General features: G+C 69.8%; 18 protein-coding genes and 1 pseudogene. 7 read left to right on the forward strand and 12 right to left on the reverse strand.

Annotated features, from left to right (window positions below; translation table 11 throughout):
• Window positions 1-33: 33 nt before the first annotated feature.
• On the reverse strand, window positions 34-6,852 hold the full coding sequence (locus ABZO29_RS17910) for an RHS repeat-associated core domain-containing protein (protein WP_367321207.1): 6,819 nt from the start codon (window positions 6,850-6,852) through the stop codon (window positions 34-36).
• 494 nt (window positions 6,853-7,346) lie between these two features.
• Here ABZO29_RS17910 and ABZO29_RS17915 point away from each other — a divergent pair, with 494 nt between their 5' ends.
• Window positions 7,347-10,820, forward strand: a complete 3,474-nt coding sequence (locus ABZO29_RS17915) for a DNRLRE domain-containing protein (protein WP_367321208.1) — start codon at window positions 7,347-7,349, stop codon at window positions 10,818-10,820.
• 127 nt (window positions 10,821-10,947) lie between these two features.
• Window positions 10,948-11,457 (forward strand): zinc-binding dehydrogenase, encoded by a 510-nt coding sequence (locus tag ABZO29_RS17920; RefSeq protein ID WP_367326170.1) that lies wholly within the window; start codon window positions 10,948-10,950, stop codon window positions 11,455-11,457.
• A 135-nt stretch (window positions 11,458-11,592) separates the two neighbouring features.
• Here ABZO29_RS17920 and ABZO29_RS17925 read toward each other — a convergent pair whose 3' ends face one another.
• Window positions 11,593-12,219 carry a Uma2 family endonuclease gene (locus ABZO29_RS17925; RefSeq protein WP_367321209.1) on the reverse strand — a complete coding sequence of 209 codons (627 nt, stop codon included), beginning with the start codon at window positions 12,217-12,219 and terminating at the stop codon, window positions 11,593-11,595.
• A gap of 153 nt (window positions 12,220-12,372) precedes the next feature.
• Here ABZO29_RS17925 and ABZO29_RS17930 point away from each other — a divergent pair.
• Together ABZO29_RS17930 and ABZO29_RS17935 are read left to right on the forward strand one after the other, a co-directional pair.
• Window positions 12,373-12,696, forward strand: a pseudogene (locus ABZO29_RS17930) (DUF393 domain-containing protein); the annotation flags it as partial.
• Window positions 12,697-12,707: 11 nt separating this feature from the next.
• Window positions 12,708-13,445, forward strand: coding sequence for a TetR family transcriptional regulator (locus ABZO29_RS17935; protein ID WP_367321210.1), 738 nt, complete (start codon window positions 12,708-12,710; stop codon window positions 13,443-13,445).
• A 1-nt stretch (window position 13,446) separates the two neighbouring features.
• On the opposite strand, the gene ABZO29_RS17940 is transcribed toward ABZO29_RS17935, so the two are convergent.
• Complete coding sequence (locus tag ABZO29_RS17940; RefSeq protein WP_367326171.1) at window positions 13,447-15,849, reverse strand: MMPL family transporter; 2,403 nt, start codon at window positions 15,847-15,849, stop codon at window positions 13,447-13,449.
• Window positions 15,850-16,017: 168 nt separating this feature from the next.
• On the opposite strand from ABZO29_RS17940, the gene ABZO29_RS17945 reads away from it, so the two are divergent.
• Together ABZO29_RS17945 and ABZO29_RS17950 are read left to right on the forward strand one after the other, a co-directional pair.
• Window positions 16,018-16,707: a response regulator transcription factor gene (locus ABZO29_RS17945; RefSeq protein WP_367321211.1), complete on the forward strand. Its 690-nt coding sequence runs from the start codon at window positions 16,018-16,020 to the stop codon at window positions 16,705-16,707.
• On the forward strand, window positions 16,704-18,164 hold the full coding sequence (locus tag ABZO29_RS17950; protein ID WP_367321212.1) for an ATP-binding protein: 1,461 nt from the start codon (window positions 16,704-16,706) through the stop codon (window positions 18,162-18,164). The genes ABZO29_RS17945 and ABZO29_RS17950 overlap by 4 nt, the downstream gene beginning before the upstream one ends.
• 34 nt (window positions 18,165-18,198) lie before the next feature.
• Here the strand turns inward: ABZO29_RS17950 and ABZO29_RS17955 are convergent, their stop codons facing one another.
• The 5 genes from ABZO29_RS17955 to ABZO29_RS17975 all read right to left on the reverse strand — a co-directional run bounded on the left by ABZO29_RS17955 (window position 18,199) and on the right by ABZO29_RS17975 (window position 22,341).
• Window positions 18,199-18,600 (reverse strand): ATP-binding protein, encoded by a 402-nt coding sequence (locus tag ABZO29_RS17955; protein WP_367321213.1) that lies wholly within the window; start codon window positions 18,598-18,600, stop codon window positions 18,199-18,201.
• 93 nt (window positions 18,601-18,693) lie between these two features.
• Complete coding sequence (locus ABZO29_RS17960; protein WP_367321214.1) at window positions 18,694-20,229, reverse strand: ABC transporter substrate-binding protein; 1,536 nt, start codon at window positions 20,227-20,229, stop codon at window positions 18,694-18,696.
• A gap of 181 nt (window positions 20,230-20,410) precedes the next feature.
• Window positions 20,411-20,740, reverse strand: a complete 330-nt coding sequence (locus ABZO29_RS17965; RefSeq protein WP_367321215.1) for a hypothetical protein — start codon at window positions 20,738-20,740, stop codon at window positions 20,411-20,413.
• Between the two features lie 53 nt (window positions 20,741-20,793).
• A complete protein-coding gene (locus tag ABZO29_RS17970) occupies window positions 20,794-22,056 on the reverse strand; it encodes a metallophosphoesterase (RefSeq protein WP_367321216.1) in 1,263 nt (420 codons plus the stop codon).
• Between the two features lie 45 nt (window positions 22,057-22,101).
• Window positions 22,102-22,341, reverse strand: coding sequence for an SCO4848 family membrane protein (locus ABZO29_RS17975; protein WP_367321217.1), 240 nt, complete (start codon window positions 22,339-22,341; stop codon window positions 22,102-22,104).
• A gap of 91 nt (window positions 22,342-22,432) precedes the next feature.
• Between ABZO29_RS17975 and ABZO29_RS17980 the strand changes: the two genes are divergently transcribed.
• A complete protein-coding gene (locus ABZO29_RS17980; protein WP_367321218.1) occupies window positions 22,433-23,782 on the forward strand; it encodes a D-alanyl-D-alanine carboxypeptidase family protein in 1,350 nt (449 codons plus the stop codon).
• On the opposite strand, the gene ABZO29_RS17985 is transcribed toward ABZO29_RS17980, so the two are convergent.
• From ABZO29_RS17985 to ABZO29_RS18000, 4 genes are read right to left on the reverse strand one after another with little or no spacing between them, the layout of a single operon-like run.
• Window positions 23,730-24,728 carry a YihY/virulence factor BrkB family protein gene (locus ABZO29_RS17985; RefSeq protein WP_367321219.1) on the reverse strand — a complete coding sequence of 333 codons (999 nt, stop codon included), beginning with the start codon at window positions 24,726-24,728 and terminating at the stop codon, window positions 23,730-23,732. The two genes, ABZO29_RS17980 and ABZO29_RS17985, sit on opposite strands and share 53 nt — an antisense overlap.
• Window positions 24,716-25,195 (reverse strand): GtrA family protein, encoded by a 480-nt coding sequence (locus ABZO29_RS17990; RefSeq protein ID WP_367321220.1) that lies wholly within the window; start codon window positions 25,193-25,195, stop codon window positions 24,716-24,718. The genes ABZO29_RS17985 and ABZO29_RS17990 overlap by 13 nt, the downstream gene beginning before the upstream one ends.
• Entirely contained in the window at window positions 25,192-26,175 is a 984-nt protein-coding gene (locus ABZO29_RS17995; RefSeq protein ID WP_367321221.1) for a decaprenyl-phosphate phosphoribosyltransferase, read from the reverse strand. The genes ABZO29_RS17990 and ABZO29_RS17995 overlap by 4 nt, the downstream gene beginning before the upstream one ends.
• A complete protein-coding gene (locus ABZO29_RS18000; RefSeq protein ID WP_367321222.1) occupies window positions 26,168-26,758 on the reverse strand; it encodes a phosphatase PAP2 family protein in 591 nt (196 codons plus the stop codon). The genes ABZO29_RS17995 and ABZO29_RS18000 overlap by 8 nt, the downstream gene beginning before the upstream one ends.
• Window positions 26,759-26,844: the final 86 nt, after the last annotated feature.

A 26,844-nucleotide genomic window follows, 5' to 3' on the forward strand; every position in this document is an offset into this window, starting at 1 on the left:
ATCGCTCGCTGCTGCCTTCCAGCCGAATAAGGGTCAGTAGGCTATCAGAGGGCCGGAAAGCGGGGGAATCAAGGGAGCTTCCGAACCGCTCCCCCCGAAGTCGAAGGGACTCTTCGACCAGTCGTGATTCCCCACGTTCTCGTGCCACCAGTCCTTGGCTCCGTTCGCGAACTTCCTGTACCAGGGTTCTTCCACGTTCACCGGCGCGCGGACAGGCGGCGGGGGTTTCCGATCAGTGTCGCGCTTCGTGCTCTTGGTCTTGTACGCGATCACGCCGTCGCTCTTCGCCGACGGAAATGCATCGACCCATTCGTCCGGCTTGAACAGGTTCGGCCCCTTGAGCGGCATCATCTTGAAGCCGGCCTTGACCTTGAGATTCTTGGTCTTCTCATCGCCGGCCAACTTCGCCTTGAATGCCTTGATGTAGTCCTTGACCTCCTTGTCGCCGCCCTTCTCGGCGGGACCGCCGAAATTCTTCACGTCCCAGATGTACACGGTGTCATCCGTCCAGTAGACGAGATCCGCCCATCCGGTCTTCTTCTTGCCCACGTTGCGGACATAGTTCTCGGAGTCCCGGAAGCCCTTCGTCTGCTGGAGGTCGACCGTGACCTTTCCGCCGCCCCTCGGCTGGGTGAGCCGCAGCCACGCCATGTACATCATGATCACGGTGTCGTGGGCCTTGGTGTACTTCTCCTTGATGTGCTCGCGCACGGCCCTGTCCCGCGCCTCTTTCTGCCGCTTTGCCTGCTCGGCCTCCGCCTTGACCAGGTCGAGCAGCCCGCTCGGGTCGCTGTGCGACACCGGGCTGTTGTGGCTGTACGCGTACCCGTTCATCTGGAGCGGGTCGGCCGCCTCGAAGATCGGATCGGCGGAGAGGAAGCGACCCGAGTTCTGGTCGTACTCGCGGGCGCCGAGGTGGGTGAGACCGGTGGCCGCGTCGTCGATGCCGGTGCCCAGGTAGCCGCGCCGGTTGGGCCAGGCCGCGGGCTTGGCTCCGCGGACCTCGCCGTAGGGCTTGAAGGCGCGGCGAGTGACCGGCTGGGTGCCGGACAGTTCGACCGTCGTGTTCGCGGTGCCGAGGTGATCGGCGAGCAGGGCGTTCAGCTTGTGGCCCGTCGTCGCACCGTTGCTCGTGGTGCGGACCACGGTGGGTGCGCCCGACTGGGCGTAGGCGCGGGACGCCCGGGTGATGGTGCCGGTCGAATTGGTCGTCAGTTCCGTCTCGCCCAGGTACAGGGTGGAGCCGGAGGGCGAGTTCTCCAGGAGGCGGTTGCCGTCGGCGTCGTAGACGTAGGTGGTCTTGCTGCCGTCGTCGGTGATCGAGTCGAGCTTGTTCTCGGCCGTCCAGACCAGGTCCTGGGTGGTGTTGGAGAGGTCCCGGACCGTGGCGTTGCCCGTCGCGTCGTACGTGTAGGAGCTCCCCTTGCCGGACGGCGAGGAGTTGATCCACGTCATCGTGTGCGGCTGGGCCTTGTACGACGGGGTCGTGCCGCTGGCGGGGACGGTCTTGCCGTAGCCGTAGGTGTACGTGACGTTCTTCGTCGCGTCGGCCGTGTCGTGCTCGGTCAGCGTCGCGCGGTTGCCGATCCAGTCGAAGGTGAAGTCCTGCCGGTAGGCCGTGGCACCGGTGGAGACCGTGCTGGTGTCGGGGGCCGCCGCGGACAGCGACGAGGCCAGCGCGGTGTCCGGGCCGGACGTGTCCGTCGACTGGTCCGGGGCGTCGGCCACCGGACCGGACGAGGGCGCGTAGTCGGTGCGATGACCCCACGTGGTGCCGTTGGCGGCCTTGCAGCCGGTCCCGTTGCCGTCCGGCGTGGTCTTCGACGTCCAGGCGTGCACCAGTTCGCCCATCACGTCGTACGTGAAGCACTGGGTGTCCCAGGTGTCGCCCGCCGCCTCACTCAGCTTGCGGGCGTTGGAGGTGATCGTCCCGGCCGTGTCGTAGGAGTAATAGCTGTCGGTGATGCGGTGCGGGCCCGCGGTCTCGCGGTCCGCGACCGTGCGCTGCAGCCTGCCCGTGTGCGGGTCGACGAAGTTGGTCGTCCACACGCGGTAGGGCTGGGAGCCGGAGACCGTGCGCAGCACCTCACCGTACGGGGAGTAGGTGGCCTCCGCCGTGTACCAGGTCAGGCCGGAGGTGGACTCCGGCAGGCCGTCCTGGGTGTAGCGCGTGACGACCTTCTCCCGCGCCAGACCGCCCACGGCCGGCAACGTGACGGACTGCTGCTTGCCCGTTGGGGTGTAGCTGTACGAGTAGGCGTACGTGCCGGCCAGACCGGTGGTCAGCGAGTTGGCCGGGATGGTCACCTCACGGCCGGTCACGTGGTAGTCGGCGTCGTAACCGGTGACGCGGTTGACGTAGTCGCCGCCGTCCGTGTGCCGCTTGGACGACGTCAGCCGGCCGATTCCTCCCGGCGCCTGGTCGTAGGTGTACTCCTTGACGGGCGTCGCGGTGGCGGAGCCGAGGCGCGTGTTCTTCATGCGCCCGAGCAGGTCGTACTCGGTGAAGATCTCCTGTTGACGGGCGTTCTTGGTGCGGTTGGGACGGTCGGCTGCGTCGTACCAGGTGTCGGTCGTCCCGGTGTCCGGGTCGGTGGCGGACGTCACCCGGCCGCGGGCGTCGTAGGTGTAGGACCAGACGTTGCCCGCAGGGTCGGAGACCCTGGTGCGGTTGCCGCGGGCGTCGTAGTCGTACGTCGTCGTACGGCCGGTCGTCGAGCCGGAGCCGTCCTGGGAGTAGTGCTTGATGGACGTGACCCGGCCCAGGGCGTCGTAGTACGTGCGCGTCCGCGGCGCCGTCGAGCCCACCGGGTTCACGTACGTGCTGCCGAGGCTGTACGTGGTATAGGTCGCGTACTTGTAGTCGCCGCCGTGGTAGATCGACGCGCGGACCACGCGCTCCATGCCGTCGTAGCGGTACTTGGTCCAGCTGGGCACCAGCGTCTGCGACCTGGGGGCGAAGAGGGTCGTGCCCGGCTCGCCCTTCGCGAGGTACGCGCCGGTCTTCTTGTCGACCAGGCCGTGGTCGTTGTACGTGGTGTCCACGACGATGCGGCCGGGTCCGTGCGCCTCGGTCTGCGTCTGAACGATGCGCCTCAGGCCGTCGTAAAGGGTCACCTCGGTGCTGTAGGAGCCGTCGTCCTCAAGGTTCCTGACGGTCACCGCGGTGGGCCGGTTCTCGCTGCTCGTGGCGACCGCCGGCTGGTAGTCGATCACCGTGTCCGGCGACTTGCCGTCCGAGCGTGACGCGGACCAGCCCTTCACGAGGCGGCCCAGGGCGTCGTACTCGTTGCGCGTCACCCGCCCGTTGGGGTCGGTGACCGTCAGCGGGAGGCCGCGCCCCGGGTCGAAAGTGGTCGTGGTGGCGTGTTCGAGGGCGTCGATGGTCTTGGTCCCGGTGACCGGACCGCCCTCCGCCGGGGTGTACTGCGTCTCCGTGGTGCCGGCACCCGGCTGCGTGACCGTCCGGACGCGGCCGAGGGAGTCGTACGTCGTGGCGGTGACGACGGAGTACGCGCTGCCCGTGCCGTCGGTCTCGGCGACGGAGGTGACCATGCCCTTCGTCGGCGTCGCACCGTGGGCGAGGTTGTCGTACGTGTACTGCGCCGCCTCTCTGAGCTGGGTCGCCGGATCGGCGTTGTCGTAGTTGGCGCAGGACGTGCCGGTGGTGCGCTGTTCCTTGACCCTGCCGATCAGCCAGGCCGTCGTGTTGTGCAGGTACTTCGTCACGGTGCACGACTGGTCGGAGAGGGTCTCACCGCTGCCGTTGGGCTTGACGACGGCGGTCTCGACCTGCGTGGGCAGGCCGTAGGTGTCGTCGACCGTGGTGAGGGTGCGTACGGCCCGCCAGCCCGGGTCCTGGGTCTGGATCTCGTCCGTCCGCTTGATGCCGGCGCGGTGGGCGAGCAGCGGGTCCGCGGTGGTGCCGTCCTCGTTCTCACGGGCGCGGGACGCGGTCTGCTTCGACCAGGGGTAGTTCAGGGTGCGCTTGAGGACCTCGCCGTCGGAGTCGCGGTAGTCGATGGCCTCGGCGACCATGCCGGCGTACTGCGGGGCGTCGTCCGCGAGGAGCGTGTACGTACCGGTGGAGTCCTTCACCTCGCCGCCGTTGCCCTGGAAGTAGCGGGTCAGGGAGAAGGACTGGCTCTGCGGATCCCCCTGTTCGGACACGGACTTGGCACCCGTGGTCGCCTTGACCTGCCGGTATCCGCGCCAGTCGCTGTATGTGCGCAGGGCCGGGCGGGCGAACTCGTCGTCGCTCCTGGCCCATGCCGCACCGGAGTAGGCGTACTTCGTGACGACCGGCACGCCGTGCGAGGTGACCTTGTCGATCTCGGTGACGGAGTCGACGACGTACTTGTTGAACCATGCCTTCGCCGGGGTCTTCTCGTCCCCGTCGGGTGACCAGCGGACGGGGTAGCAGGTCCCGTTGCTCTTGCCCTTGTCCTCCGCGGGCTCGGTCGCGCAGCCGCCCTTGTACTGGACCTCGATGTCACCGCCGTACTCGGTGGAGACGGTGCCGATGCGGGGCCGGGTGAAGCCGGGGCGCTGGTCGTTCGTCCCGGTCAGCACCAGGTTGGGCAGCTGGCGGTCCTTCAGCCGGGCGCGCAGCGGTGAGTCTGAGCCGACCGTGTACGGCGCGAAGCTGATGCCGTCCTTGGACTGCAGGACGCCCGTGGTATCACCGGGCGCGTAGCCCGTGCGAGTGATGGAGTTCAGCCACAGCCCGGGAGAGGTGTCGTACCAGTCCTCCGGGAAGGACTGCCGCAGCGTGTACTTGTCGACCGGGTTCAGACCGGCCTGCCCCGCTCGGGCGGCCTTCGTCGTGACCGTGTCCAGGCGCATCTGCGTCCAGAACGACGGGAAGGCCGGGCACAGCTTGGAGGTGGACTTGCAGTTGAGGTTGCCCGGGGTGTCCCACCAGGGGCGGTAGGCACCGGGGTCGTCGGTCTTGGCGAAGTTGTCCTTGGTGCACACCGTGTCCGACTTCAGGCAGCGCTGCTTGACGCCGAAGTCGACGGTCGCGGACGGCTTGGTCATGCTGTCCGGGCGCATGCCGTACTCGATGGAGACCGGGTAGGCGTAACGGTCGTACTGCTCGGGGGACTTGAACTTCTTGCGGACGGCGTAGTAGTTCGTCTCCTGCGTCCAGTTGACGATCAGTGTGTTGCCGTTGACGTCGACAACCTTGTCCAGACCCCAGCGCCAGGCCTGCCGCTTGCCGGCGCCGCAGCGCGAGTCGGCGAACGATTCGGCATGGCAGGGCTCGCCGGGATGGTTGCCGAACACCGGCACGGTGGAGACAGAGTCGGTGTCGGCGTGCCCGCCGCCGACGCCGTGCAGGCCGAAGTAGTGCTGAGTGCCGTCCGTGGTGGTGACGACCCAGTACTCGCCGTTGTTGTCACCGTTGCTTCCGCCGACCCGGTGCTCGATACGGGTCCCGTCGTCCTGCTGGGGGCGGTAGACCTCGGTGTCCTTCTCGGGGTCGCTGCCGGAGGCGGCGTCACGGACCAGCTCGGTGGTCCTGCCGCCCAGCGACATCACCGCGTTGTACGACACCCAGCACAGGTCGGGTGTCTTGTCCTTCTTGGCGGTGTTGTTGGGGGTACCGGCCTTGAGGGTCTTGCGGTCGTCCTGGCAGCTTCGGTATCGGCGCTCGATGTGACCGGGGTCGTAGGACCATCCCTCGCCGATCCAGGATGCCTGCGGTGACGACACGGCCGTACGGCCGTCCACGGTTTGGGAGTTGTACTCGAACGAGATCTGCGGCGCGGGCCCCGCCGGAGCCGCCGGCATGGTCAGCGGGTACGACCAGGCGAACGCGCCGGAGGAGCCGCCGGCCTCCCACTTGCCGTCCGAGGCGAGCGGCGTGGCCTTGAAGGTGCCGCCGCCGCTGTTGCCCGAGTCGACCGCGCCGACGACTGCGGTACTGCTGCCCGCGGCCGCGACCAGAGTCGGGGCCCGCTTGCGGTAAGCCGCCTGGATCACACCGGAGTTCCCGGCGGACGAGGACGGCGCCGACGCCGGCGTCACGGTGCCGTCGGCCGCGGGGTCGACCGTGGCGGTCAGGGACGTCGACGCCGTGTCGTTGGCCGTCTCGAGTTCCTCGTACGTCTGGCAGGCCTCGTCGTCAGGGTTGGTGAGGTAGCAGTCCGGAAACTGCACGAAACGCAGGCGGGAGGCCCAGTCGGCGCCGTAGAGGCTCTTGAACTTCGAGTAGTCCAGCCTGACGGAGATCGGCACCGCCCCGGTGGCGGGTGCCTCCACGACCACGACGGCGCCGTCCACGCCCTGGGCCGTCGAGGTGGTGCGCTCGGGGATGGTGACCTGCCAGGTACCGGTCGGAGCCGGCTGGTCGGCGGCTTGGCCGAGGCTCACGGGCAGGGCGCCGGCGGGGCTCATAGCGGCCTGTTCGACCCCTGCCGATCCGGCGGCCACGGCGGCGGTTCGGGCCGAGGACGTCTTCGTGGCCGAGGCTGTCGTCGTGGCCGAGGCTGTCGTCGTGGCCGAGGCTGTCGTCGTGACGGAGGCTGTCGTCGTGGTGGAGCCGAAGGCGACCGAGCCCGTCCCCGAGGGCGGGGTCGTCGCACCGGTCGGTGCCGTGAGCAGGTCCTTGGGAACCTCGGCCCGCAGCGATTCCAGGTGCCGGTTGAACACCTGGCCGGGAACCGGCGTCTCGCGCTCGAGTTCCTCCAGCTTCACCGTCTCGCGCCCGATCTCCTCCTTCACCGGATCGGGGGGCAGCGCGAGTGCCTGCGCAGGCAGCAGTCCGACCAGCAGCGCAGCGGCCGTGACCGGCACGGCGATGCGCGCTGCACGACGCCTGCGGGCATGCGGAAGTCGATCGAACACGACGAGGTCCCCCCGGACCACTTGAGGCGGGACCGTAGACGGACCACGCGTGACGATTTATCAGACAGCGCAGATTCTGTGATCACTCTGTGAAGTAGCGCCATATATGCAAGGAGGATGTGATGATCGTCACGGCACGTAACGCCTTGCTACGCTGCGAAAGCACCCGAAGGCCGGATAAGGGTTTCCGCAGGATTGACCGTCGCTTTGATTTCCATTGGGACAGAGATGGACTCGACGTAACAAACACACCGTCAACACCCGTGCGATTGACCCTATTTACTCACTTTGGAAGCCCAAGCTCCGCATGTCCGGCCACTCCAGGAAGCGCACGCCGTCCAGCACCCCGGAAGACCCGCCGGTCCTTCGTGCCCCACCGGCACCATCTCCACAGGGTGACGACAGTTCCCTCATAGGTCATCATCGGCTGGCCCGGCCGCGCCCTGTCCTGCGCCGGTTCCAAGGGTGAACGAGGGGGAAGGGGAACTCGCCCGATGACGCGCAACTGGGGCCGTGCGCCCGGCCGTCGGGCCGGGGCGGCGCTGCTGGCCGCCGCGATCGCCGCGACCGGGATCGTCTACGTCGGATTCGAGCTGGACGGGGACGGGCCGCACGACGCGGCCGGCCGGAGCCGGCGCGCGCAGCCGGTGGCCGAGTCCGCCGCGCTCTCGCAGGCCGCGCGGACCGGCAAGAACGTCGAGGTCACCGCCGCGCGCACAGCCGCCTCGACCACCTGGGCCCGACCCGACGGCCTGATGATGAAGCAGCTGCACTCCTCCCCGATCCGGGCCAGGGTTGGCGGCGAATGGAAGAAGATCGATCCGAACCTGCGCCGCACCAAGGAAGGTTGGGAGCCGCGGGCCACGAATACCCGGATGGTCTTCTCCGCCGGGTCCGACGGGCGCGGCGAACAGCGCTCCTCCCGCTCGACCGTGCGCCGCGTCTCCCTGGTGAAGACCGCCGCCGCGGACACCGGAACCCCCCTGGCCACGCTGTACGTCGGCGGCGGCGACCATGCGATCCAGCTGACCTGGCCGGGTGCCGTACCGACTCCGATCGTCGACGGCAACCGGATCCTGTACCCGGAGATCTTCCCGGGCGGCGACCTGGTGCTGACGGCGGACGACGACGGCTTCGGCCAGGTCATCGTCGTCAAGAACCGGCAGGCCGCAGCCGACCCCCATGTCCAGCAGATCGCCTACGGACTGCATTCGGCCGACCTCACCTTCCGCCTGGATCCACTGTCGGGCATGGTCAGCGCCCTGGATGCCTACGGCGACGAGGTCGCCGTCTCCCCCACCCCGCTGATGTGGGACAACAGCGGCGCTCCCGCCGTCACCGACGGCGCCGTGGGGGCGACCGCCCAGCCGGCCTCATCGGAGTCCCCGGACCCGACGGACTCCCCGACCGAGCAGGTCTCGGACACCCCGAGTCCCTCCGAGGAGGCGGTCGAGTCCGACGAGCAGAGCAACACCGACGTCGAGGCGCTGCCGTCGGCCAGTGACGGCCCCGAGCCGACCGTCTCCGAGTCCCCGCTGCCGACCGCACCGGCGGAGCCGTCCCCCACCCCCTCGCAGACCGGCTCCTCCGCCACCCTGAGCCTGCCCTCCCTGGACGGGCCGTCGCCCGACTCGCGCGGTGACCTGGTGGAGGCGGACCTGTCCGCGGGCCAGTGGACGCTCACGCCGGACCAGGACTTCCTGAACGACCCGGCCACGACGTACCCCGTCTTCATCGATCCCTCGGTGAAGAAGCACACCCAGAACTGGACCACCGCCTACAACCGGCACCCCAACGCCACGTTCTACAACGGCAAGGGCTTCAACAAGGGCGGCACCCACGAGGCCCGCGTCGGCTTCGAGTCCGACACCTGGGGTACCTCACGGTCGTACTTCAACATCACCTTCGACAAGGACCTCAAGGGAACCAAGATCACCAGCGCCAAGCTGCGGATGCTGGAGACCTACTCCTGGTCGTGCCAGGACCGCTCGATGAGCGTGCACCTCACCGGCGAGATCGACTCCCACACCAACTGGAAGAACGCGCCCAGGCTGCACGACGGCAACAAGCTGGCCACCAAGAGCTTCGCCCACGGCTACAAGTCGGGCTGCCGCGACGCCTTCGAGACCTTCGACGTCAAGAAGGGCGCGCAGAAGACCGCCGACAAGGGCGAGGACATGATCACCTTCGGCCTGCGCGCCCGGGACGAGAACGCGCAGTACGCGTGGAAGAAGTTCCAGGCCAACGGCGACCACGCACCCGTGCTCGAACTCGTCTACAACCGCAAGCCGTCGATCGTCTCCAACTCGCTCGACCTCGGCCCTGACGGCAAGTGCACCACGACCAAGCCGTACGTCCGGATGGGCTCCGGTGACCTGACCTTCACCGCCAAGGCCACCGACAAGGACAAGAACCTCGACTACTTCGACTTCGACCTGTGGCAGACCGGCCAGTGGGACACCACCGGTGACCTGCTGAAGTCGACCGGCAAGGTCTCCGCGGGCGGCGACACCGACACCGCGCTGCGCACCACGCCGAAGTTCTCCACCAGCGGCCTCAAGAGCGGCGCCACGTACTCCTGGCGGGTGCGGGCGGTCGACGACGCCGGCTCCACCTCCAGCTGGTATCCGAAGACGCCCTGCCGCTTCGTCCTCGACACGACCGCGCCCCGCCCGCCCAGGGTCAGCTCCACCGACTTCCCGAACGCGGACGGCAGCGAGAACGGCTTCGGCAACGACGCCGAGGACGCGAACTGGTCCACCATCAAGTTCGGTACGGCCGGCTCCTTCACGGTGCGCGCCCTGAACACCGACGTGGTGCGCTACGAGTACGGCTTCAACTCGCCCACGTACACCGGCAGCCTCGGCCGCACCAGCGGAACGGCCACCTCCGTCAGCGCCACGATCAGCGGCGCCAAGCCGCCGACCGCGGGCCCCAACGTGCTCTACGTCCGTGCCGTCGACGGCGCCGGCAACGTCTCCGAGCCGACGAAGTACTTCTTCTACGTCACCCCGCGCGACCAGGCCGACTCCCCCGGCGACTTCACCGGCGACAAGCTGCCGGACATGATGGTGGTGACCGAGGGCGGGAACCTCGCCCTCTACCCCTCGCAGGCCACGACCGACCTCACCAAGGGCTCCGGCGACCTGGACTACTCGATGCCCGGCGCCTACCGGGCCAACCCCGACAAGGACCCCAACGGCGACGACCTGCCCCCGTTCGTCACCGCGCCCAACGGCCACTTCAAGGGCGCGCTGATCACCCACAACGGCGACGTCTACGGCGGCGACGGCCTCCAGGACCTGGTCGTCCGCGTCGAGGGCAGACTCTGGGTCTACCCCGGCGACGGCTACGGGGCCGTCAACATCGACCGCCGCCAGGAGATCCTGCTGCCGACGGGTGCCCCGAGTCCGTCCGTCCTCACCCAGATCGTCGCCGCGGGCGACATCACCGGTGACGGCCGCACCGACTTCCTCGCGACCGCGAAGAACACCGCCGGAACCGATGACGAGTTGTGGGCCTTCACCGGCTACCACGGCGCAACCGTCGACCAGGCGATCCGGCTGTCCGCGTCCGCCTGGAAGGACCGCGACCTGGTGACCGTCCTGGACGTCAGCGGCGACGGCGTCGCCGACATCGTCTACCGCACCGACGTGTCCGCACGGCTGTTGCTGCGCAAGGGCATCGCCGCGAGCTCCGGCGGAACCGACCTGAACTCCCTGGCCTCCGGCGCGAACTCCTCGGGCGGCGCGGACACGGAGTACGGCTCGGCCGGCTGGTCCAGCACCAGCATCCCGCTGCTGATGGGCACACCCGACGCCAACGGGGACGGCGTCCCCGACGTGTGGACCGTACGGTCCGACGGATCCGTACGGTTCTACGCAGGCGGCAAGACGGTCCTGCCCGGCTCCGGCACAGAGATCGTGGCGCCGGCGAGCTACTGGCAGAAGCGCGTCGCCATCGGCTGACGCGTAACCAGGTCCAGGTCAGGGACTGTTCTCATGCGAGCAGCTGTATACCCGGCTCCGGCTTGTCGACGTCACGGACACCCAGTTCCCCATGTCGACCGGGTTGCGGTTGGCGGCCTGCACCTTGATGCGGATCTCGGAGCAACGGAGTCTTCCCGCCTCCGCCGGAGGGCGGCACCCACGGTCTCGGCCGGGACATCGCCGGCGTCGTGGACGCGGTGGGCCCTGCCGTGGTGTGGGAGCCCGGGCAGCCGGTGATCGCCCTCAGCCGCGCCTTCACGGGATACCCGGCGGCGGGGACCTGGTCGGGGCCGTCCGCACGCTGTATCCCGAGGGGGTGGACGCCGTTCTGGACACGGCCACGCTCGGGCAGGCCGTCATCGGGGCGATCGCGGGCAGCGGCACCTTCGTGACCACCCGGCCCGACGCCCTGCCCGAGGCCGAGCGCGGCATCCGGGTACGGCTGACGCAGGTCGGCGCGGACGGCTCCGTGCTGACGACCCTGTCCGGCATGGCCGCCTCCGGAGAGCTGGCACTGCGCGTGGCCGAGACCTATCCGCTGGAGGAGGCCGCGAAGGCGCACACACGCCTGGCAGCCGGCGGGCTCCGCGGCCGCATCGTCCTCACCATCGAATGAGAACGCGCATCCTCAGGCCCCGCAAGGGGCTGCCTGGTCGGCGCACGGGCGAGGTACAGGGGCGACTCCTACGCCTCCCGCTTGTCGTGAGCGGCCACTGACATCAACGGGGCCGCGAGCCACGCCTCTTCGGGCTCAGTGCGGGGAACGGCCCGGACGCCGGTTCACGGCCGTCAGGTCGATCTCGATGTCGAAGGGGACGGAGACCTTGAGCCGGTCGTGGAAGATTCCGGTGAGACCGTAGGACTTCGTGGCCGGGTCGAGTTCGTAGACGTACACGACGGGGAGGCCCTTGTCGTCGTCCTGCTCAACCCGCCAGAAATGCGGCACACCGGCTGCCGCGTACTTGCGGGGCTTGATGTCGCGGTCGCGTTCTCGGGAGTCGGCGGAGACGACTTCGACGGCGAGGATGATGTCCTCGGGCTTGTACCAGGTCTGGTCAGGACCGGTCACCGCATCCGCCGGAAACACCACGAGGTCCGGCTCCGGGCGGTTCTTCTCGTCCAGCTTGATCGTCATCTCACGATCGACGTCCAGGTGGTCCGGCGCCTGTTCGAGGAGCGCGTTGTCCAGCAGACGCATCGTCCGGCTGTGGAACCGTGTCTGCGGACTCATGAAGACGAGACTCCCGTCGATCAACTCCGTGTGCGGCGGGAGGCCCGGAATCCGATCGAGGTCGTCCGCGGTCCAGCCCTCGGGGGGCGGGATCGGCCAGCGGTACGCCGGCTCGTCGTCGAGCCCGTTCCCGGATGCGGCGCTCATGACTGCTCCCATGCGACGGAGTCTCGCCTGTCGCCTCAGCGTACCCAGGGGGAATCGGGAGTCGCTTCATCGCAGCGAGTGATCACAGGAGAGCACGGCTGCGACTCGGGGCGCCTCGCGCGTTCCGGTCCGCCGGCGCACCGTCCTGTACGCCGGCGCCGGTTTCCGGGGCTCGACCATCGGGCCACCCTCGACGAGGTCACCGTCGTCGGCGACTTCCGGGCAGGTCTACCGGGGTCCTGCCGCCTGGATCGTGACGCTCTGGGCGCTTCGTGAGCACCGGCCGCTCGCCCATGCGCTGAGCACTCCGGCCGGGGCGAGGCTCGCCCGGGATGCCGTGCCGGCCGCCGCGAAGTGGCGCGGGGCGCAGTGGGACGAGCGGGTCCACCAGCGGGCCGACGGGTGGTCGTACCACCCGGACGCGGGCTGGACCCACACCCACTGGGCTGTGACAGCGGCGCCTGCGGCACTCGTTAGGCTCATTGTTCGTGCCCCCGAAGAACGACAGCCCCGATCACGGCGCCGCGCCTTCCAAGTCCGAGCAGACCCGCGCCCTGATCCTGGAGACGGCGATGCGGCTGTTCCAGGAGCGGGGCTACGACAAGACGACCATGCGGACCATCGCCAAGGAGGCCGGGGTCTCCGTCGGCAACGCGTACTACTACTTCGCCGGCAAGGAACACCTGATCCAGGGCTTCTACGACCGTCTCGCCGCCGAGCACCGGGCGGCGGTCCGCGAGGTCCTGGACCGGGAGACCGATCTGGAGGCACGGCTCGCGGGAGTGCTGCGGGTGTGGCTGGACGTCGCCACGCCATACCACGAGTTCGCGGTGCAGTTCTTCAAGAACGCCGCCGACCCGGACAGCCCGCTCAGTCCTTTCTCCCAGGAGTCGGAGCACGCGCGCGTGGAGGCCATCGGCGTCCACCGGGAGGTGCTGGCGGGTACGAAGACCAAGGTGCCGGAGGAACTGCGGGACGTACTGCCGGAGTTGATGTGGCTGTCCCAGATGGGGCTCGTCCTGTACTGGATCTTCGACCGGACCGAGGGGCGCGAGCGCAGCTACCGGCTCGCCGAACGCGGTGCCCGGCTCACCGCGCGCGGCGTCTCCCTGGCCCGCTTCCGGGTGCTGCGCCCGCTCGTCCTCGAGGTGCACGAACTGTTCACGGACTTCCTGCCGGGGATGACGAACGCCCTGCCGGACCCCGCCAGGAAAGCCCGGAAGTAGCTCAGTTCACCGCGTCGACCTCGCCCTCGGCGAGCTCCACGTCGTACACCAGCGGGCCGTCGGTCACGACCACATGGCCCGCACGGGAGGCATGGGGCGCCGTCGCCGCCAGCAGGTACGTCCCCGGCGCCGGGACCGAGAGGATGTACGAACCGTCCGCGAGCGACGTGACGCGGTCCAGCTGACGGCCGCCCTTGGACAGCAGCGTCACGGACGCGCCCTCGACCGGGTCGCCGTCGGGCGTGCGGATGTACCCGTGGACCGCCGAGGCGGGGCCGTCCTCCGCCGCAGACTCCTCGGCCTCCTCCTTCGGTTCCACCGCCAGATGCGGCAGCCGCTTGTCCAGCCATTCCGGCAGCCACCAGTTGGACTTCCCCAGCAGGTACATCGCGGCCGGCACCAGAGCCGTACGCAGGACGAACGCGTCGAGGGCCACCGCGGCCGCCAGTCCGACGCCCGCCATCGCCGCACCCGAGTCGCCGCTCAGCACGAACGCCATGAACACACAGACCATGATCAGGGCCGCGCTGTTGATGACCCGGCTGGTCTCCGCCAGCCCCACCCGCACCGCACGCGCGTTGTCCTTGGTGTGCACCCACTCCTCGTGCATCCGGCTGACCAGGAAAACCTGGTAGTCCATCGAGAGGCCGAACAGCAGGGAGAGCATGATGACCGGCAGGAAGGCGTTGATCGGTCCCTCCTTGCCGAGGCCCATCAGCTCCAGGCCCCAGCCCCACTGGAAGATCGCAACGAGGACGCCGAAGGAGGCGGCCGCGGCGATCAGGTTCATCAGCGCGGCGGTCAGCGGCACCACCAGGGAGCGGAAGGCGATCAGGAGCAGCAGGAAACCCAGGCCGATGATGGTCGCGACGAACAGCGGCAGGCGGTCGCCCGTGACCGAGGCGAAGTCCTTGGAGACGGCGGTGACTCCGCCGACGTGGGCCTTGGCCCCGGCCTGCGGGATCACCTCGTCCCGCAGCGTGTCGATCAGCCGGTCCGTCTCCTCGGACTGCGGTGACGTGGTCGGGACGACCTGGATCACTGTCACGCCCTGCGCGGGCGGCAGCGCGGCGACCCGGGCGACCCCGGGCGTGTCCTCGAGACCCTTGACCAGCGTGGCCGTGTCGCCGCCCGCGGTGACCACCTGGAGGGGGCCGTTGAAGCCGGGGCCGAAGCCCTCGGCGAGCAGGTCGTACGCCTTCCTGGTGGTGGTCGACGCGTCGTCGTTGCCCTGGTCGGTGGCGCCCAGGCGGAGGGACAGCACGGGGAGGGCCAGGACGGCCATGACGACCAGGGCGAGCGCGGCGATCGTGCGGGGGCGCTTCTCCACGTTCGACGCCCAGCGGGCCGCGAGGCCGCTCGCCCGCTCCGGCTCGGGTCCCTTCTCCGCCAGCCGGCGCCGCTGCCGGCGGCTGAGCACCCGCGGACCCAGGAAGCCGAGCAGGGCCGGGAGGAGAGTCGTTGCCGCCAGCACGCTGAGCACCACCGTGAGGGAGGTGCCGATGACCACGCCGTCCAGGAAGCGCAGGTTCGTCACGAGCATTCCGGCGAGGGCGATGCACACGGTGCCGCCCGCGAACAGCACGGCCCGGCCGGAGGTGTTGAGGGCGGTGACCGCCGACTCCTCCGGCGTCATGCCCTTGAGGATGCCGCGCCGGTGCCGGGTGACGATGAACAGCGCGTAGTCGATGCCGACGCCGAGCCCGATGAGCGAGGCGAGCAGCGGAGCGATGTCGGGGATGTCCGTGGTGTGGCTGAGCAGCTGGGTGGAGAACAGGCCGGTGCCGACGCCGAAGACGGCGATGCCGATGGGCAGCAGCATCGCGAACAGCGAGCCGAAGGCCAGGAAGAGGACGATCGCCGCCGCGAGGAGCCCGATCACCTCCGCGAGGCCCGTGGGCGGTTCCTGCACACGCTGGATCGCCTGGCCGCCCAGCTCGACCTGCAGTCCGGCGCTTTCGGCGCCCTGCGCGGTGTCGACGACGTCCTCGACGAGCTCCTTCGGCACCTCGTTCGCCCGCTTGGCGAAGGTGATCTGGGCGTACGCGATCTGTCCGTCGCGGCTGACCTGCGCCGCGCCCTGGTCACCGGCGTACGGGCCGGTCACCGCGCCGACTCCGGGCATCTTGGCGATCTCGTCGAGCGCGGGCTGGATCCGGGACCGTACCGCCTGGTCCTTCACCGAGCCCTCGTCGACCTTCCAGACCACCGTGTCGGTGTCTCCGGACGTGTCCGGGAACGCCTTCTCCATCAGGTCGAACGCCTTCTTGGAGTCCGTGTCGGGGAGGGAGAACACGTTCGCGTACTCCGTGCCCGCCGTCGAGGCCGAAAAGCCCAGCCCGAACAGCGCCCCCACCCACAGCAACAGGACCACCAGCCGGTGCCGGTAGCACCACCGTGCCAATGCCGCCACGTTCAACACTCCTCAGTCGGTCTTCGGTCGGTCCCCCAGGTCCAGGGCAACAGCATTGGGGGCGGCACGCGCGCGTGGACACGGGACACCCATGACTCTCAAGGAACTCCAAAGCTCGGAACCGGCCCGGCTGTCAGTGGGCCCGCCGATACTGGGGGCATGACGACGGCTCCTGGCACCGTGCTGATCGTGGAGGACGAAGAGAGCATCGCGGACGTCCTCGCGATCGCCCTGCGCTACCACCGCTTCGAGGTCATGACGGCGGGCACGGTCCGCGAGGCGCTCACCCTCGCCGAGCGCACCCGCCCCGACGCGGCGCTGCTCGACGTCATGCTCCCGGACGGCGACGGCCGCGCGCTCGGCCGCGAACTTCGTGCGCGGCAGCCGGAGCTGGCGCTGGTGTTCCTCACCGCACGGGACTCCCCGGCCGAGATCGTCGGCGCCCTCGGCTTCGGCGACGACTACATCACCAAGCCGTTCGACATCGACGTGGTGGTCGCCCGCATCACCGCCGTGCTGCGCCGCACGCGCGCGGCCGACGTACTGACGCAGCGGCCGCCGCTGCGCTACGGCGATCTGGAGCTGGACGAGTCGACGTACTCGGTGCACCGCGCGGGCCGCACGGTCGAGCTCACCCCCACCGAGTACGCCCTGCTGCGCTTCCTGGTGCGCAACGGCGGCCGGATCGTGCCCAAGGAGCAACTCCTGCGCCACGTCTGGCAGTACGAGCACATGCCGCCCGAGTCGACGGTCGTGGAGACCTACATCAGCTATCTGCGGCGCAAGCTGGACGCGCTGGGGCCGCCGGTGATCACGACCCGGCGTGGTGTCGGGTACGGGCTGGCATGACGGCGCGGCGGTTTCACGGCAGGCGCGGCATCCACTCGCTGCGCGCCAAGCTGACCCTGGCGAACGTGGCGCTGCTCGCCCTCGGGATCGTCGTCGCCACCGCGGTCAGCCTGATGGCGGCGCGGCACTACCTGCTCGACAAGGTGGACTCCGAGCTGCGCGGATCGCGTTCCTCTCTGCAGAACGCAGGGTTCACACTGCGGCAGATCGAGTCGCTGGGCGAACTGGGCGTCGCGCTGGACAAGTTCGGCGGGAACGGCGGGGACGCGGACTCGCTGCCCAGCCCGGCATCGGTGTTCGTCGCGGTCGACGCCACGGGCCGGCCGGTGCCGCTCGGCTCGCTGCAGCCGACGCCCCGGCAGCGGGCGGTCGCCGCCGCGGCGAAGGATCCGGCCGCGCTGGCCGCGGACCAGGAGCCTCGGGACGTGCGCGTCCAGGGCGAGCCGTACCGGATGATCGGGGCACGGCTGTCCGACGGCAGTGTGGTGCTGATCGCCACCTCGACCGAGGACCTGCACGAGGGCATGGGCAAGGCCGTCAAGCTCGATCTCGCCGTCGGCACCATCCTGTTGGCGGTGCTGGCGTGCCTGACGATGTTCAGCGTGCGCCGCCGGATGCGGCCCCTGGAGGACATGGTGGAGACCTCCTCGGCGATCGCCGAGGGGGACCTGACCGCACGCGTGCCGTCCAGCCACCATCCGACGCAGGAGGTCGAGCAGCTGCGGCTCGCCCTGAACTCCATGCTCCACCAGGTGGAGTCGGCGTACCGCACGCGCGAGCGCAGCGCGGCCCAGCTGCGCCGCTTCGTCGCCGACGCCTCGCACGAGCTGCGCACACCGCTGTCCGCGATACGCGGCTATCTCCAGCTGTACGACAAGGGGATGCTCGGCGATCCGGCCGAGCGCAAACGGGTCTGGTCACGCGTCATGGCGGAGGCGGACCGCATGGGGCGCCTGGTCGACGAGCTGCTCACCCTCGCCCGCCTCGACCAGCAGCCCGAACTGCGCTTCCGCAACGTCGACGTGAGCCGTCTGGTGCGGGACGCGGCCGAGGACCTGCGTGTGCAGCAGCCTGAGCGGCCCATCGCGGTCGGCGCCGACGGTGCGCTGCTGGTGCGCGCCGACGAGTCCGGGCTGCGGCAGGTCCTCGGCAACCTGCTGGCCAACGTACGCACGCACACGCCCGCGGAGGTGCCGGTGCGGCTCGGGGTGGCGCGCGAGGACGGGGTCGTACGGGTGTGTGTCGAGGACAAGGGGCCCGGGCTGTGCCCCGAGGACGCGGCACGCATCTTCGACCGCTTCTTCCGCGCCGGCGGCGGCGCGGGCAGCGGACTCGGCATGGCGATCGTGCAGGGGGTGGTGCGGGCGCACGGCGGCGAGGTCGCGGTGCGGACGGCACCGGGTGAGGGACTGGCGGTGACGGTGACGCTGCCGGCGCGGGTGACCGCACCGTCGTGAGTACGAACGCACGGTGCGGGCGGACGCGTACGCTCTAGGAGCGGGCCGGTACCAGCGCCCACACCGTCTTCCCGTGCCGGCCCCGGCTCCACACGCCCCATGCCGCGGCCGTGTGCTCCACGATGTGCAGGCCGCGGCCGGTCTCTTCCCACTCCCCCACGACCCGCAGACGAGGTTCGCGGCGGTCCTCGTCCGACACCTCGATCAGACAGGAGCCGTCGGCGAGGGCGGTCACCGCGACCTCGAACTCGCGCTCCAGGAGGGGACCATGGCGTACGACGTTGGTGGTCAGCTCGGACACCAGCAGGACCGCGTCGTCGACCGCCGTGTCACCCGGCTCGTGTCCCCAGTCGGCCAGGTGCTCCCGGACCCGGCGCCGGGCCAGACCTACGGAAGCCGGATGCCGGGGCAGCCGGAAGGAGTTGCGTCTCACCACGTCTGCTCCTCACCCCGCGCACACCTCCGTCACATCGTGCAGCGCCGGGCGGGTGCCCCGTGTCACGGGGCCGGAAGTCGGGGCGTGATCGCGTCAGATCCAGCTGAGCCGCCACAGCCGGAACACGCCGTTGCCGTCGTTGAGGTACTGGCCTCCGCCGATCGCGTCGCTGGTGACGACGTACTCCTTGCGCTGCCAGAGCGGGATGACCGGCACGTCGCCGGCGACGGTCTCCTGCAGCAGGCGGAAGTCCTGGGACACCTCGCTGCGGTCGGCGAGCTCCTGGCTGGCCCGGATCAGCCGGTCCACGGTCTTGCTGCTGTAGCCGGTGTTCATGGTGGAGTCGGTGCCGACGAGCGGGCCGCCGAAGGTGTCGGGGTCGGGGTAGTCGGCGACCCAGCCGACGCCGTACGCGTCGAGCTTGCCGTTCGCCCAGCGCTTCTGGAAGTCGGTCCACTCGTATCCCTTGACCGTCACCTTGAACAGGCCGCTCGCCTCCAGCTGCCGCTTGAGCTCCTTGGCCTCCTGGGCCGCGGCGCCGCTGCCCAGGCCGTAGCCGTAGGTGAAGCGGACCGGGATGCTCACGCCGGCCCGGACGAGGAGCTTGCGCGCCTTCTCGGGCTTCTGGTCGGGGTAGTTGTCGAAGAACGACGTGGTGTGGCCGGTGATACCGGTCGGGATGAGCGAGTACAGGGGGTCGACGGTGCCGTCGTAGACGGTGGCGGCGAGCTGTTCGCGGTCGATCAGCCAGGCCATCGCCCGCCGGACCTCGACGTCGTGCAGCGGTGAGCCCTTGCGGGTGTCGAAGTAGAGGTTGCGGGTCTCGGAGCTGTTGGCCTCGAAGACGCGCTGGCCCGGGTCGCTCGCGTTGAGTCCGGCGAGCACCTTGGGCGGCAGTGTGCGCGAGGCCACCTTGACCTGCTTGTGCTGCCAGGCGTCGTCGAGGGCGTCCGCGTCGGCGTAGTAGCGCAGTTCGACGGGGCTGCCGGTCTTGACGGGGCCCTTGTAGTTCGCGTTGGGCGTGAGGACCGCCCTCTTGCCCTTCGTATACGCGCTCAGCTCGTACGGTCCGGTGCCGTCGACGTTGCTTCCGGTGCGCAGGGCGTCCTTCGGGTAGCGCGTGCTGTCGACGATCGCGCCGGCGCCGGTGGCCACCTTGAACGGGAAGGTGGCGTCCGGCGTCGACAGGTGGAAGGTCACGGTCATGTCGTCGGCGTCGACCGAGCCGAGGGTGGAGAACAGGGACGCCGGACCGACATCGGAGTTGATCTTCTTGACGCGGGTGAAGGAGAACTGCACGTCCTTGGCGGTGACTTTGCGGCCGCTGGGGAACCTCAGGTCGTCGCGCAGCTCGCAGCGGTACGTGCGCAGGCCGCCGCCCATGAACCCGCAGCTCTTGGCCGCGTCCGGGACCGGGGTCGCACCGCCCGGATCGAACGTCAGCAGGGACTGGAAGACGTTGCTGAACAGGGCCCAGGAGCCCGCGTCGTAGGCGCCGGCCGGGTCGAGCGACGTGACGGTGTCCGTCGTACCGACCGTGATGGTCCTGTCGTCGTCGTGCGACGGCAACAGCTGCCAGCCGCCCACTCCCGCGGCCGCCAGCACGAGCAGCGTCGCGAGAATCCTCATGCGAACAGATCGCACGGTGCCCTCCCCAGGCGCCCACGCATATGCCACTCCCCTAAGTGGCGCGGCTCACCTAATCACAGGGGGTGCACCCGAGGAAGGGGATTCCGGGGAGATGGGAAAGACCTTACCGAAGGGTGTTTCGGGCGGGTTTCACAGCGTGCTCACAGCTGAGTGAGGGGCATCAGTCCCCCTCGAAGTGGAGCTCCGTCGCCGCGTCACCCGCGCACCTGCGGGCGAGATCCATGACCTGATCCAGCGTCCCGCGGTCCGCCTCCAGGCCGGTCCGGGTACGGAGGGCGGCGAGTTCGTCCGCCAGCTGGGGCATCTGGGCCGATGTCAGGTGCAGGGATCCGTAGGGATCGATCCGGCTCAGCAGGGGCAGCACGCTCCCTGCGCAGAGGCGGGCGAAGGCGTCACCGTGGTCGACGAGGACCTCGACCGGGGTCGAGCGGCGCCGCCTGCGACTCGTTCCGGGCTGGTGGACCCGCATCAGCACGACGTCGACACCCATGGCGTACTCCTCCTTGCCCCTGCGGCGGATGAAAGCGTGCGACGGCGCAGGCCTCACGCCTGCTTCGACGCCAGTTCGATCACCGTGATGTCCGAGGGTGCCCCCACCCGTGTCGGCGGGCCCCATGCGCCGGCGCCGCGGGAAACGTACAGCTGGGTGTCGCCGTAGCGCTCCAGGCCGGCCACGGTCGGGTTCGCGGCGGCGGCGACGAGGTTGCCGGGCCAGAGCTGGCCGCCGTGGGTGTGGCCGGAGAGCTGCAGGTCGACACCGTGCTCGACGGCCTCGTGGATCTGCACGGGCTGGTGGGCGAGCAGCACGCACGCGCGTGCCGTGTCCCGGTCGCCGAGTGCCTTGGCGAAGTCGGGCCCCTGGCCCTCGCTCTCGCCGCTGACGTCGTTGACGCCGGCCAGGTCGAAGTGCGGCAGCTGCGTGCGGGCGTTCTCCAGGGGGTTCAGGCCCAGCCGTCGTACCTCCTCGACCCACTGCTCGGCCCCGGAGAAGTACTCGTGGTTGCCGGTGACGAAGAAGCTGCCGTGACGTGCCGTCAGCTGTGCCAGCGGGGCCGCCGCCGGGCCCAGGTCCTTCACACTGCCGTCCACCAGATCGCCGACGACCGCGATCAGGTCGGGCTGCGTGGCGTTGATCGTGTCGACGACCTTCTGGGCGAAGCCACGGCCGAGGACGGGGCTCAGATGGATGTCGCTGACCACCGCGATCCGGTAACCGTGGGCGGCGCGCGGGAGCTTGGCCAGCGGGACCGTCACCCGCGTCACCTTCGGGCCGCGCAGGACGCCGTACGTCCCGTAGCCGACCGTCCCCACGGCCGCCGCGGCCGCGGCACCGGCGACGACGCGGGACACGAAGAGCCGGCGGGAGGGGGCGGCCACCGGACGGGACGACTCGGCGATCTCAGCGGGCTCAGCGGGCTCCTCGCGCGGCACACCGGCCGGTACCGGCTGCGGCTGGGGCTGCGGTACGGCCGCGGCGACGGGCACCCGCTGTGCGCGCCGCTCGAGGAACCGGCGCAGCAGCGGTCGTACGACCTCGCCCGCCACCAACACCAGCAGCAGGTATATCGACAGGGCCAGCCACAGGAAGCCCGGCCACGCCAGCACACGCTGGAGCCAGAAGGGCGCACCGGTGCGTTCGGCGACGAGCGCACCGATCGCCAGCGCCCAGCCGCCCGCGACGACCACCACACCCGTACGGCGCACCCAGCCCGGACCGCGGGTCGTGTCGCGGAACAGACGGCGCCACAGGTACCAGTTGCCCGCGACCAGGACACCGAGGGCGAGCAGGACGAAAAGGATGACCACGGTGTCGTGTCCCCCCGTTGTCGATGATGACGGCTGGTTTGTCGGCTATGCCGTACGACGCAATGCGCGCAGTCCACGCAACCCGATGGCCCCGATGACCGTCCCCAATACGAAGGAAACGACGGCGAGCGTCAGGTGCACCCAGAAATACGCCGTGGGATGCCCGTCGTCGAAAGCGAGCCCACTGCTGTCCTTGATCAGGTTTTTGACGAAAGTGACCCAGATGACCCAGCTCCACACCCCGAAGGCGAGCAGGAACCAGGAGACGGGGCGGCTGAGCTTCATGCGTCCAGTATCGCCGCCCGTCGTCCGGTCCCGTGACCGGGGTGGGGAGGCCAGTGGGACTTCGCGGCGTGCGGCAGGTACGTTCTCCGACGTGCCCGCACCCAAGAAGACCGCCAGGCGAACCCTGCTGGTCACCTCCGCGTCCCTGGCGTCTCTGGCGTCCCTCGCGTCCGTCACGCTGACCGCGCCCGCCGCGGTCGCCGCGCCGAGCCCGTCTCCTTCGACTTCGAGTTCTGCTTCGGCTTCGGCTTCGGCTTCGGCTTCGAAGAGCCCGTCGGCCACGCCTCCGGCGAACATGTCGACCGTGGGCGGCGCCCGCCTCGGGCAGCCGGGCGCGCAGGTCACTCTGTCCAACGGTGCGCCGGTGCTGCCGAAGGACCTCACGGCCCGCTCGTGGATCGTCGCGGACGCCGAGTCCGGCGAGGTGCTGGCCGCGCAGAACGCCCACTGGCGGCTGCCCCCCGCGAGCACCCTGAAGATGCTCTTCGCCGACACGTTGCTGCCGAGGTTCCCCAGGACCACGGCCCACAAGGTCGTCCCCTCCGACCTGGCCGGCATCGGGTCCGGCTCCAGCATGGTCGGGATAAAGGAGAACGAGACCTACACGGTCCACGACCTGTGGCTCGGTGTCTTCCTGCGCTCGGGCAACGACGCCGTGCACGTGCTGTCCGCGATGAACGGCGGGGTCGCCAACACCGTCAAGGAGATGAACGAGCACGCCGAGGAACTCCAGGCCCTCGACACTCACGTGGTCAGCCCCGACGGCTACGACGCCTCCGGGCAGGTGTCGTCGGCGTACGACCTCACCCTGTTCGCCCGCTCCGGGCTGCAGAAGGCGGACTTCCGGGAGTACTGCTCGACCGTGCGGGCCAAGTTCCCGGGCGAGACGAAGAAGAACAAGAAGGGCAAGTCGACCCGCGGGACCTTCGAGATCCAGAACACCAACCGGCTGCTGACCGGCGACTACGACATCTCCCAGTACCAGGGCATCGCGGGCGTCAAGAACGGCAACACCACCAACGCCGGAGCCACCTTCACCGGTGTCGCCGAGCGCAACGGCAAGGTGCTGCTCGTCACGGTCATGAATCCGGAGAAGAACGACCACAACGAGGTCTACAAGGAGACAGCCGCCCTCTTCGACTGGGGTTTCCAGGCGGCCGGGAAGGTGACCCCGGTGGGAGAGCTGGTCGCGCCGAAGAGTGCCGCGCAGGCCGACGCCCAGCCCGGCGCGAACCCCTCCCCCGGCCAGGCGGGCGGCACCGGGAACGGCAAGGCGTCGGCCACTCCGGTCGCGACCGCCGCGGCCGGGAACGGCTCCGGTGGCATGGGGATCGCGCTGGCGATCACCGGCGGCCTGCTGGTACTGCTCCCAGCAGGCGCGTACGTGGTCAACCGCCGCTGGCCGCTGCCGGATCTGGTGCGTCGCCGGAGCCGTTCCTGAGGGAGGGGCTGCGGGGCTTCTCCGGCTTCTTCGGCTCCGCCGGTTTTTCCGGCTCCGCCGGTTCCTCCGGTTTCTCCGGCTCCTCGAGGAGTTCGACCTCTTTGCTCTGCGTCGCCGTCCAGGCCGCGCAGAACAGCACCAGCTTCGCGGTGAAGTTGATCCACAGCAGCAGGGCCACGGGGACGCCGAACGCGCCGTACATGCTCTTCGTGGCCACGCCCTGCAGATAGCCGCTCAGCAGCAGCTTGAGCAGTTCAAAACCGACCGCGCCGGTCAGCGCGGCCACGACGAGGCGGCGGCGCTGCGGTTCGACGCCGGGCAGCAGGGTGAGGACGTACAGCAGAAGCAGGAAGTCGGCGAGTACGGCGACGAGGAACGCGGCGATGTGCAGCAGTACTCCGCCCCAGCCGCCCTCGTCGATGCCCATCTGCCGGGTGATCCAGCCGACCATCGCGGAGGCGACCGTGGACGCGGCGAGCGTGACGAGAACGGCGCCGCCCAGCCCGACCAGGATGCCCGCGTCCTTCGCCTTGCGCAGGACCGGGTTCTCCTCGTCGTCCTCCAGCTCCCACACCGCGCGCAGGCACTCGCGCATCGACCCGGCCCAGCCGATGCCGGTGAACAGCAGGACCGCTCCCGCGATGAGGCCGATCGCGCCGGCGTTCTGGGCAAGGCCGGCGATGTCGAGCTGCTCGGAGATGCCGGGCACCTGCTCGGCGATCTTGTCCTGCAGTTTGTCCTGCTGCTTCGTGCTGAGCGTCGCGGCCGCGATGGCGGCCGCCACCGTCAGCAGCGGGAAGAGCGCGACGAAGCTGGTGAACGTCATCGCGGCCGCCAGCCGCGTCCACTTCACCCGGTCCAGACGCTCGAACGACCGCCACGCGTGCGTGGCCGTCAGGCGCGCCATCAGCGGCCCGACGACGGGGAGCTTCTTCAGCCAGTCCATGATCCGACTCTGCCCTCGCTGCGGAACACCAACGTGCGAGTACCCCAGAACCGCAGGACAGTGGCGAGCGCCATGCCGATTCCGGCACCGGAGACGGTGTCCGCGCGCCGCGAGGTGAGTCCGAGGCCGTAGTGGCTGACGGCGAGGCAGAGGAGCTGGACGAGGGCGCCGGCGACGTTCACCGCGAAGAAGACCGCGTACGGGCGCAGGCCGCGGGGTTTCGTGCCCCGGTAGGTGCCGAGCGCGTTGCCCGCGTACGCCACCGAGCAGCCCGCCACGAAGGACAGCACCTTGGCGGTGAGCGGGCCGAGGCCGGCCGGGCCGCGGAGGTATGTGAACAGCGCCAGGTCGGCGGCGTAGGCGAGGAGGCCGACGGTGGCGAAGCCGAGTAACTCGCGGGCGCGTGGGGGGCTGGGCCGGGCCGTCCGGCTCGGGGCGGGGCGCCGGGTGGCTCGGCTCGCGGTCACCAATTGGCCACCGCCAGCCCGTACATCGCCAGCCACACCAGGCCGATCAGGGCGAGCGCGCGGTCGCGCAGGACCACTTCCTCGGGCTCGCCCGCGGTGCCGCGGTCGGCGAAGACCGCGTACCGCAGGACGGCCAGGATGAACGCGACCATGGACAGCTGACGCCAGGGGAGGACGCTGGTGTGCGGGACGCCACCCTCCTCAAGGGCCCACAGGCAGTAGCCGAGCACGGCGACGCCCGCTGCCAGCTGCCAGACGAAGCGCAGGTAGCCGGTGGTGTATTCGGTGAGCAACGCGCGCGTGGCGCCCGCCTTTCCGGCCATCTGGACCGCTTCGGAGTAGCGCTTGGCCGACACCATGAACAGCGCGCCGAACCCTGTGGTGATCAGGAACCAGCGTGACAGCGGGATGCCGAGGGCGAGTCCGCCGACCATCGCCCGCATGAGGAAGCCGGTGGTGACGACGACGAGGTCGACGACCAGGACGTGCTTGAGGCTGACGCAGTACGCCAGTTGCATGCCGACGTACGCGGTCAGCAGCGCCGAGACGAAAGGCGAGGTCAGCCAGGCCGCTGCGGCTGGGGCGAGGACCGCCAGTGCGCCTCCGACGGCGTAGGCGACGGGCACCGGGACCTGTCCGGCGGCGACCGGGCGGTGCCGTTTGGTGGGGTGGGCGCGGTCGGCGTCCGCGTCGCGGGCGTCGTTGATCAGGTAGACGGCGGCGGCGCAGGCCGTGAACAGCGCGAAGACGAGGGTCAGTTGGGTGAGGGCGTGGCGTGAGAAGAGCTGACCGGCGGCGGCGGGGGCGGCGACGACCAGGACGTTTTTCACCCATTGCTTGGGGCGTGCCGTTCTGAGGAGGCCTCCGAGGAGCGCGCCTCTTCGGCGGGGTGGTGCGGGGTGTCGCGGAGGCGTGCGCTGTTCCAGGAGGCCGGTTTCCCGGATGCGCGCGCCTTTCGTGAGGGGCGCTGTCTCAGTCATGAGCGCCCCCTGCCGCACTGAATGCGCTCCCCGTCACGCTGAATGCGCTCGTCACGCTGAATGCGCTTCCTCTCGCGCTGAATACGCCCCCTGTCATCCAACGCGCTCCCATGCACGCCGTCAGCGCGCCCAGGGCCGCGCCCGCCGCCACGTCCGAGGGGTAATGGACGCCGACGACCAGGCGCGAGAGGCACATCGCGGCAGCGAGCGGCGGGATCACACGCGCCCCGAGCGCCCCGTAGGCGACGGCGGCGGCCGCGGCGGAGGTGGCGTGCGAGCTCGGAAAGGAGTGCCGGCCGACGGTGCGCACCAGAGGCTCGACATGCGTGGGGCGCGGACGGCGCACGATCCGTTTCACACCCATGCTCGCGAGGTGCGCGCCCGCAGTGAGCGCCGTCCCGCGCAACCAGGCGCCGCGCCGTGCGCCGTCCACGGCGGCTCCGGCGAGGCCCGCCGCGAGCCACAGCGCGCCGTGCTCGCCCGCCCAGGACAGGGCGCGCGCGACCCCGGCGACGCGCGGGTCGGTTCCGCAGGCCCGAAGCGCCGAAAGGATTCGGTGGTCCATGTCGTCGAGTTCGTCCATGTGGACTCACTGTTCACGTCAACACCGCAGGAACTCCGGCAATATTGGGCGACATCCCATTAATCACCCATTTCGGGGAGGGATTG

It is taken from the genome of Streptomyces sp. HUAS ZL42 (assembly GCF_040782645.1).
Classification (GTDB): domain Bacteria; phylum Actinomycetota; class Actinomycetes; order Streptomycetales; family Streptomycetaceae; genus Streptomyces.

What these genes read in the sequence shown, in the direction of transcription:
- ABZO29_RS17950 (WP_367321212.1), top strand. Translation starts at nt 16,704, where the DNA reads ATGACGGCGCGGCGGTTTCACGGCAGGCGCGGCATCCACTCGCTGCGC.
- ABZO29_RS17975 (WP_367321217.1), bottom strand. Translation starts at nt 22,341, where the DNA reads ATGAAGCTCAGCCGCCCCGTCTCCTGGTTCCTGCTCGCCTTCGGGGTG.
- ABZO29_RS17920 (WP_367326170.1), top strand. Translation starts at nt 10,948, where the DNA reads ATGCGGATCTCGGAGCAACGGAGTCTTCCCGCCTCCGCCGGAGGGCGG.
- ABZO29_RS17925 (WP_367321209.1), bottom strand. Translation starts at nt 12,219, where the DNA reads ATGAGCGCCGCATCCGGGAACGGGCTCGACGACGAGCCGGCGTACCGC.
- ABZO29_RS17985 (WP_367321219.1), bottom strand. Translation starts at nt 24,728, where the DNA reads ATGGACTGGCTGAAGAAGCTCCCCGTCGTCGGGCCGCTGATGGCGCGC.
- ABZO29_RS17915 (WP_367321208.1), top strand. Translation starts at nt 7,347, where the DNA reads ATGACGCGCAACTGGGGCCGTGCGCCCGGCCGTCGGGCCGGGGCGGCG.
- ABZO29_RS17960 (WP_367321214.1), bottom strand. Translation starts at nt 20,229, where the DNA reads ATGAGGATTCTCGCGACGCTGCTCGTGCTGGCGGCCGCGGGAGTGGGC.
- ABZO29_RS17945 (WP_367321211.1), top strand. Translation starts at nt 16,018, where the DNA reads ATGACGACGGCTCCTGGCACCGTGCTGATCGTGGAGGACGAAGAGAGC.
- ABZO29_RS17995 (WP_367321221.1), bottom strand. Translation starts at nt 26,175, where the DNA reads ATGACTGAGACAGCGCCCCTCACGAAAGGCGCGCGCATCCGGGAAACC.
- ABZO29_RS17965 (WP_367321215.1), bottom strand. Translation starts at nt 20,740, where the DNA reads ATGGGTGTCGACGTCGTGCTGATGCGGGTCCACCAGCCCGGAACGAGT.
- ABZO29_RS18000 (WP_367321222.1), bottom strand. Translation starts at nt 26,758, where the DNA reads ATGGACGAACTCGACGACATGGACCACCGAATCCTTTCGGCGCTTCGG.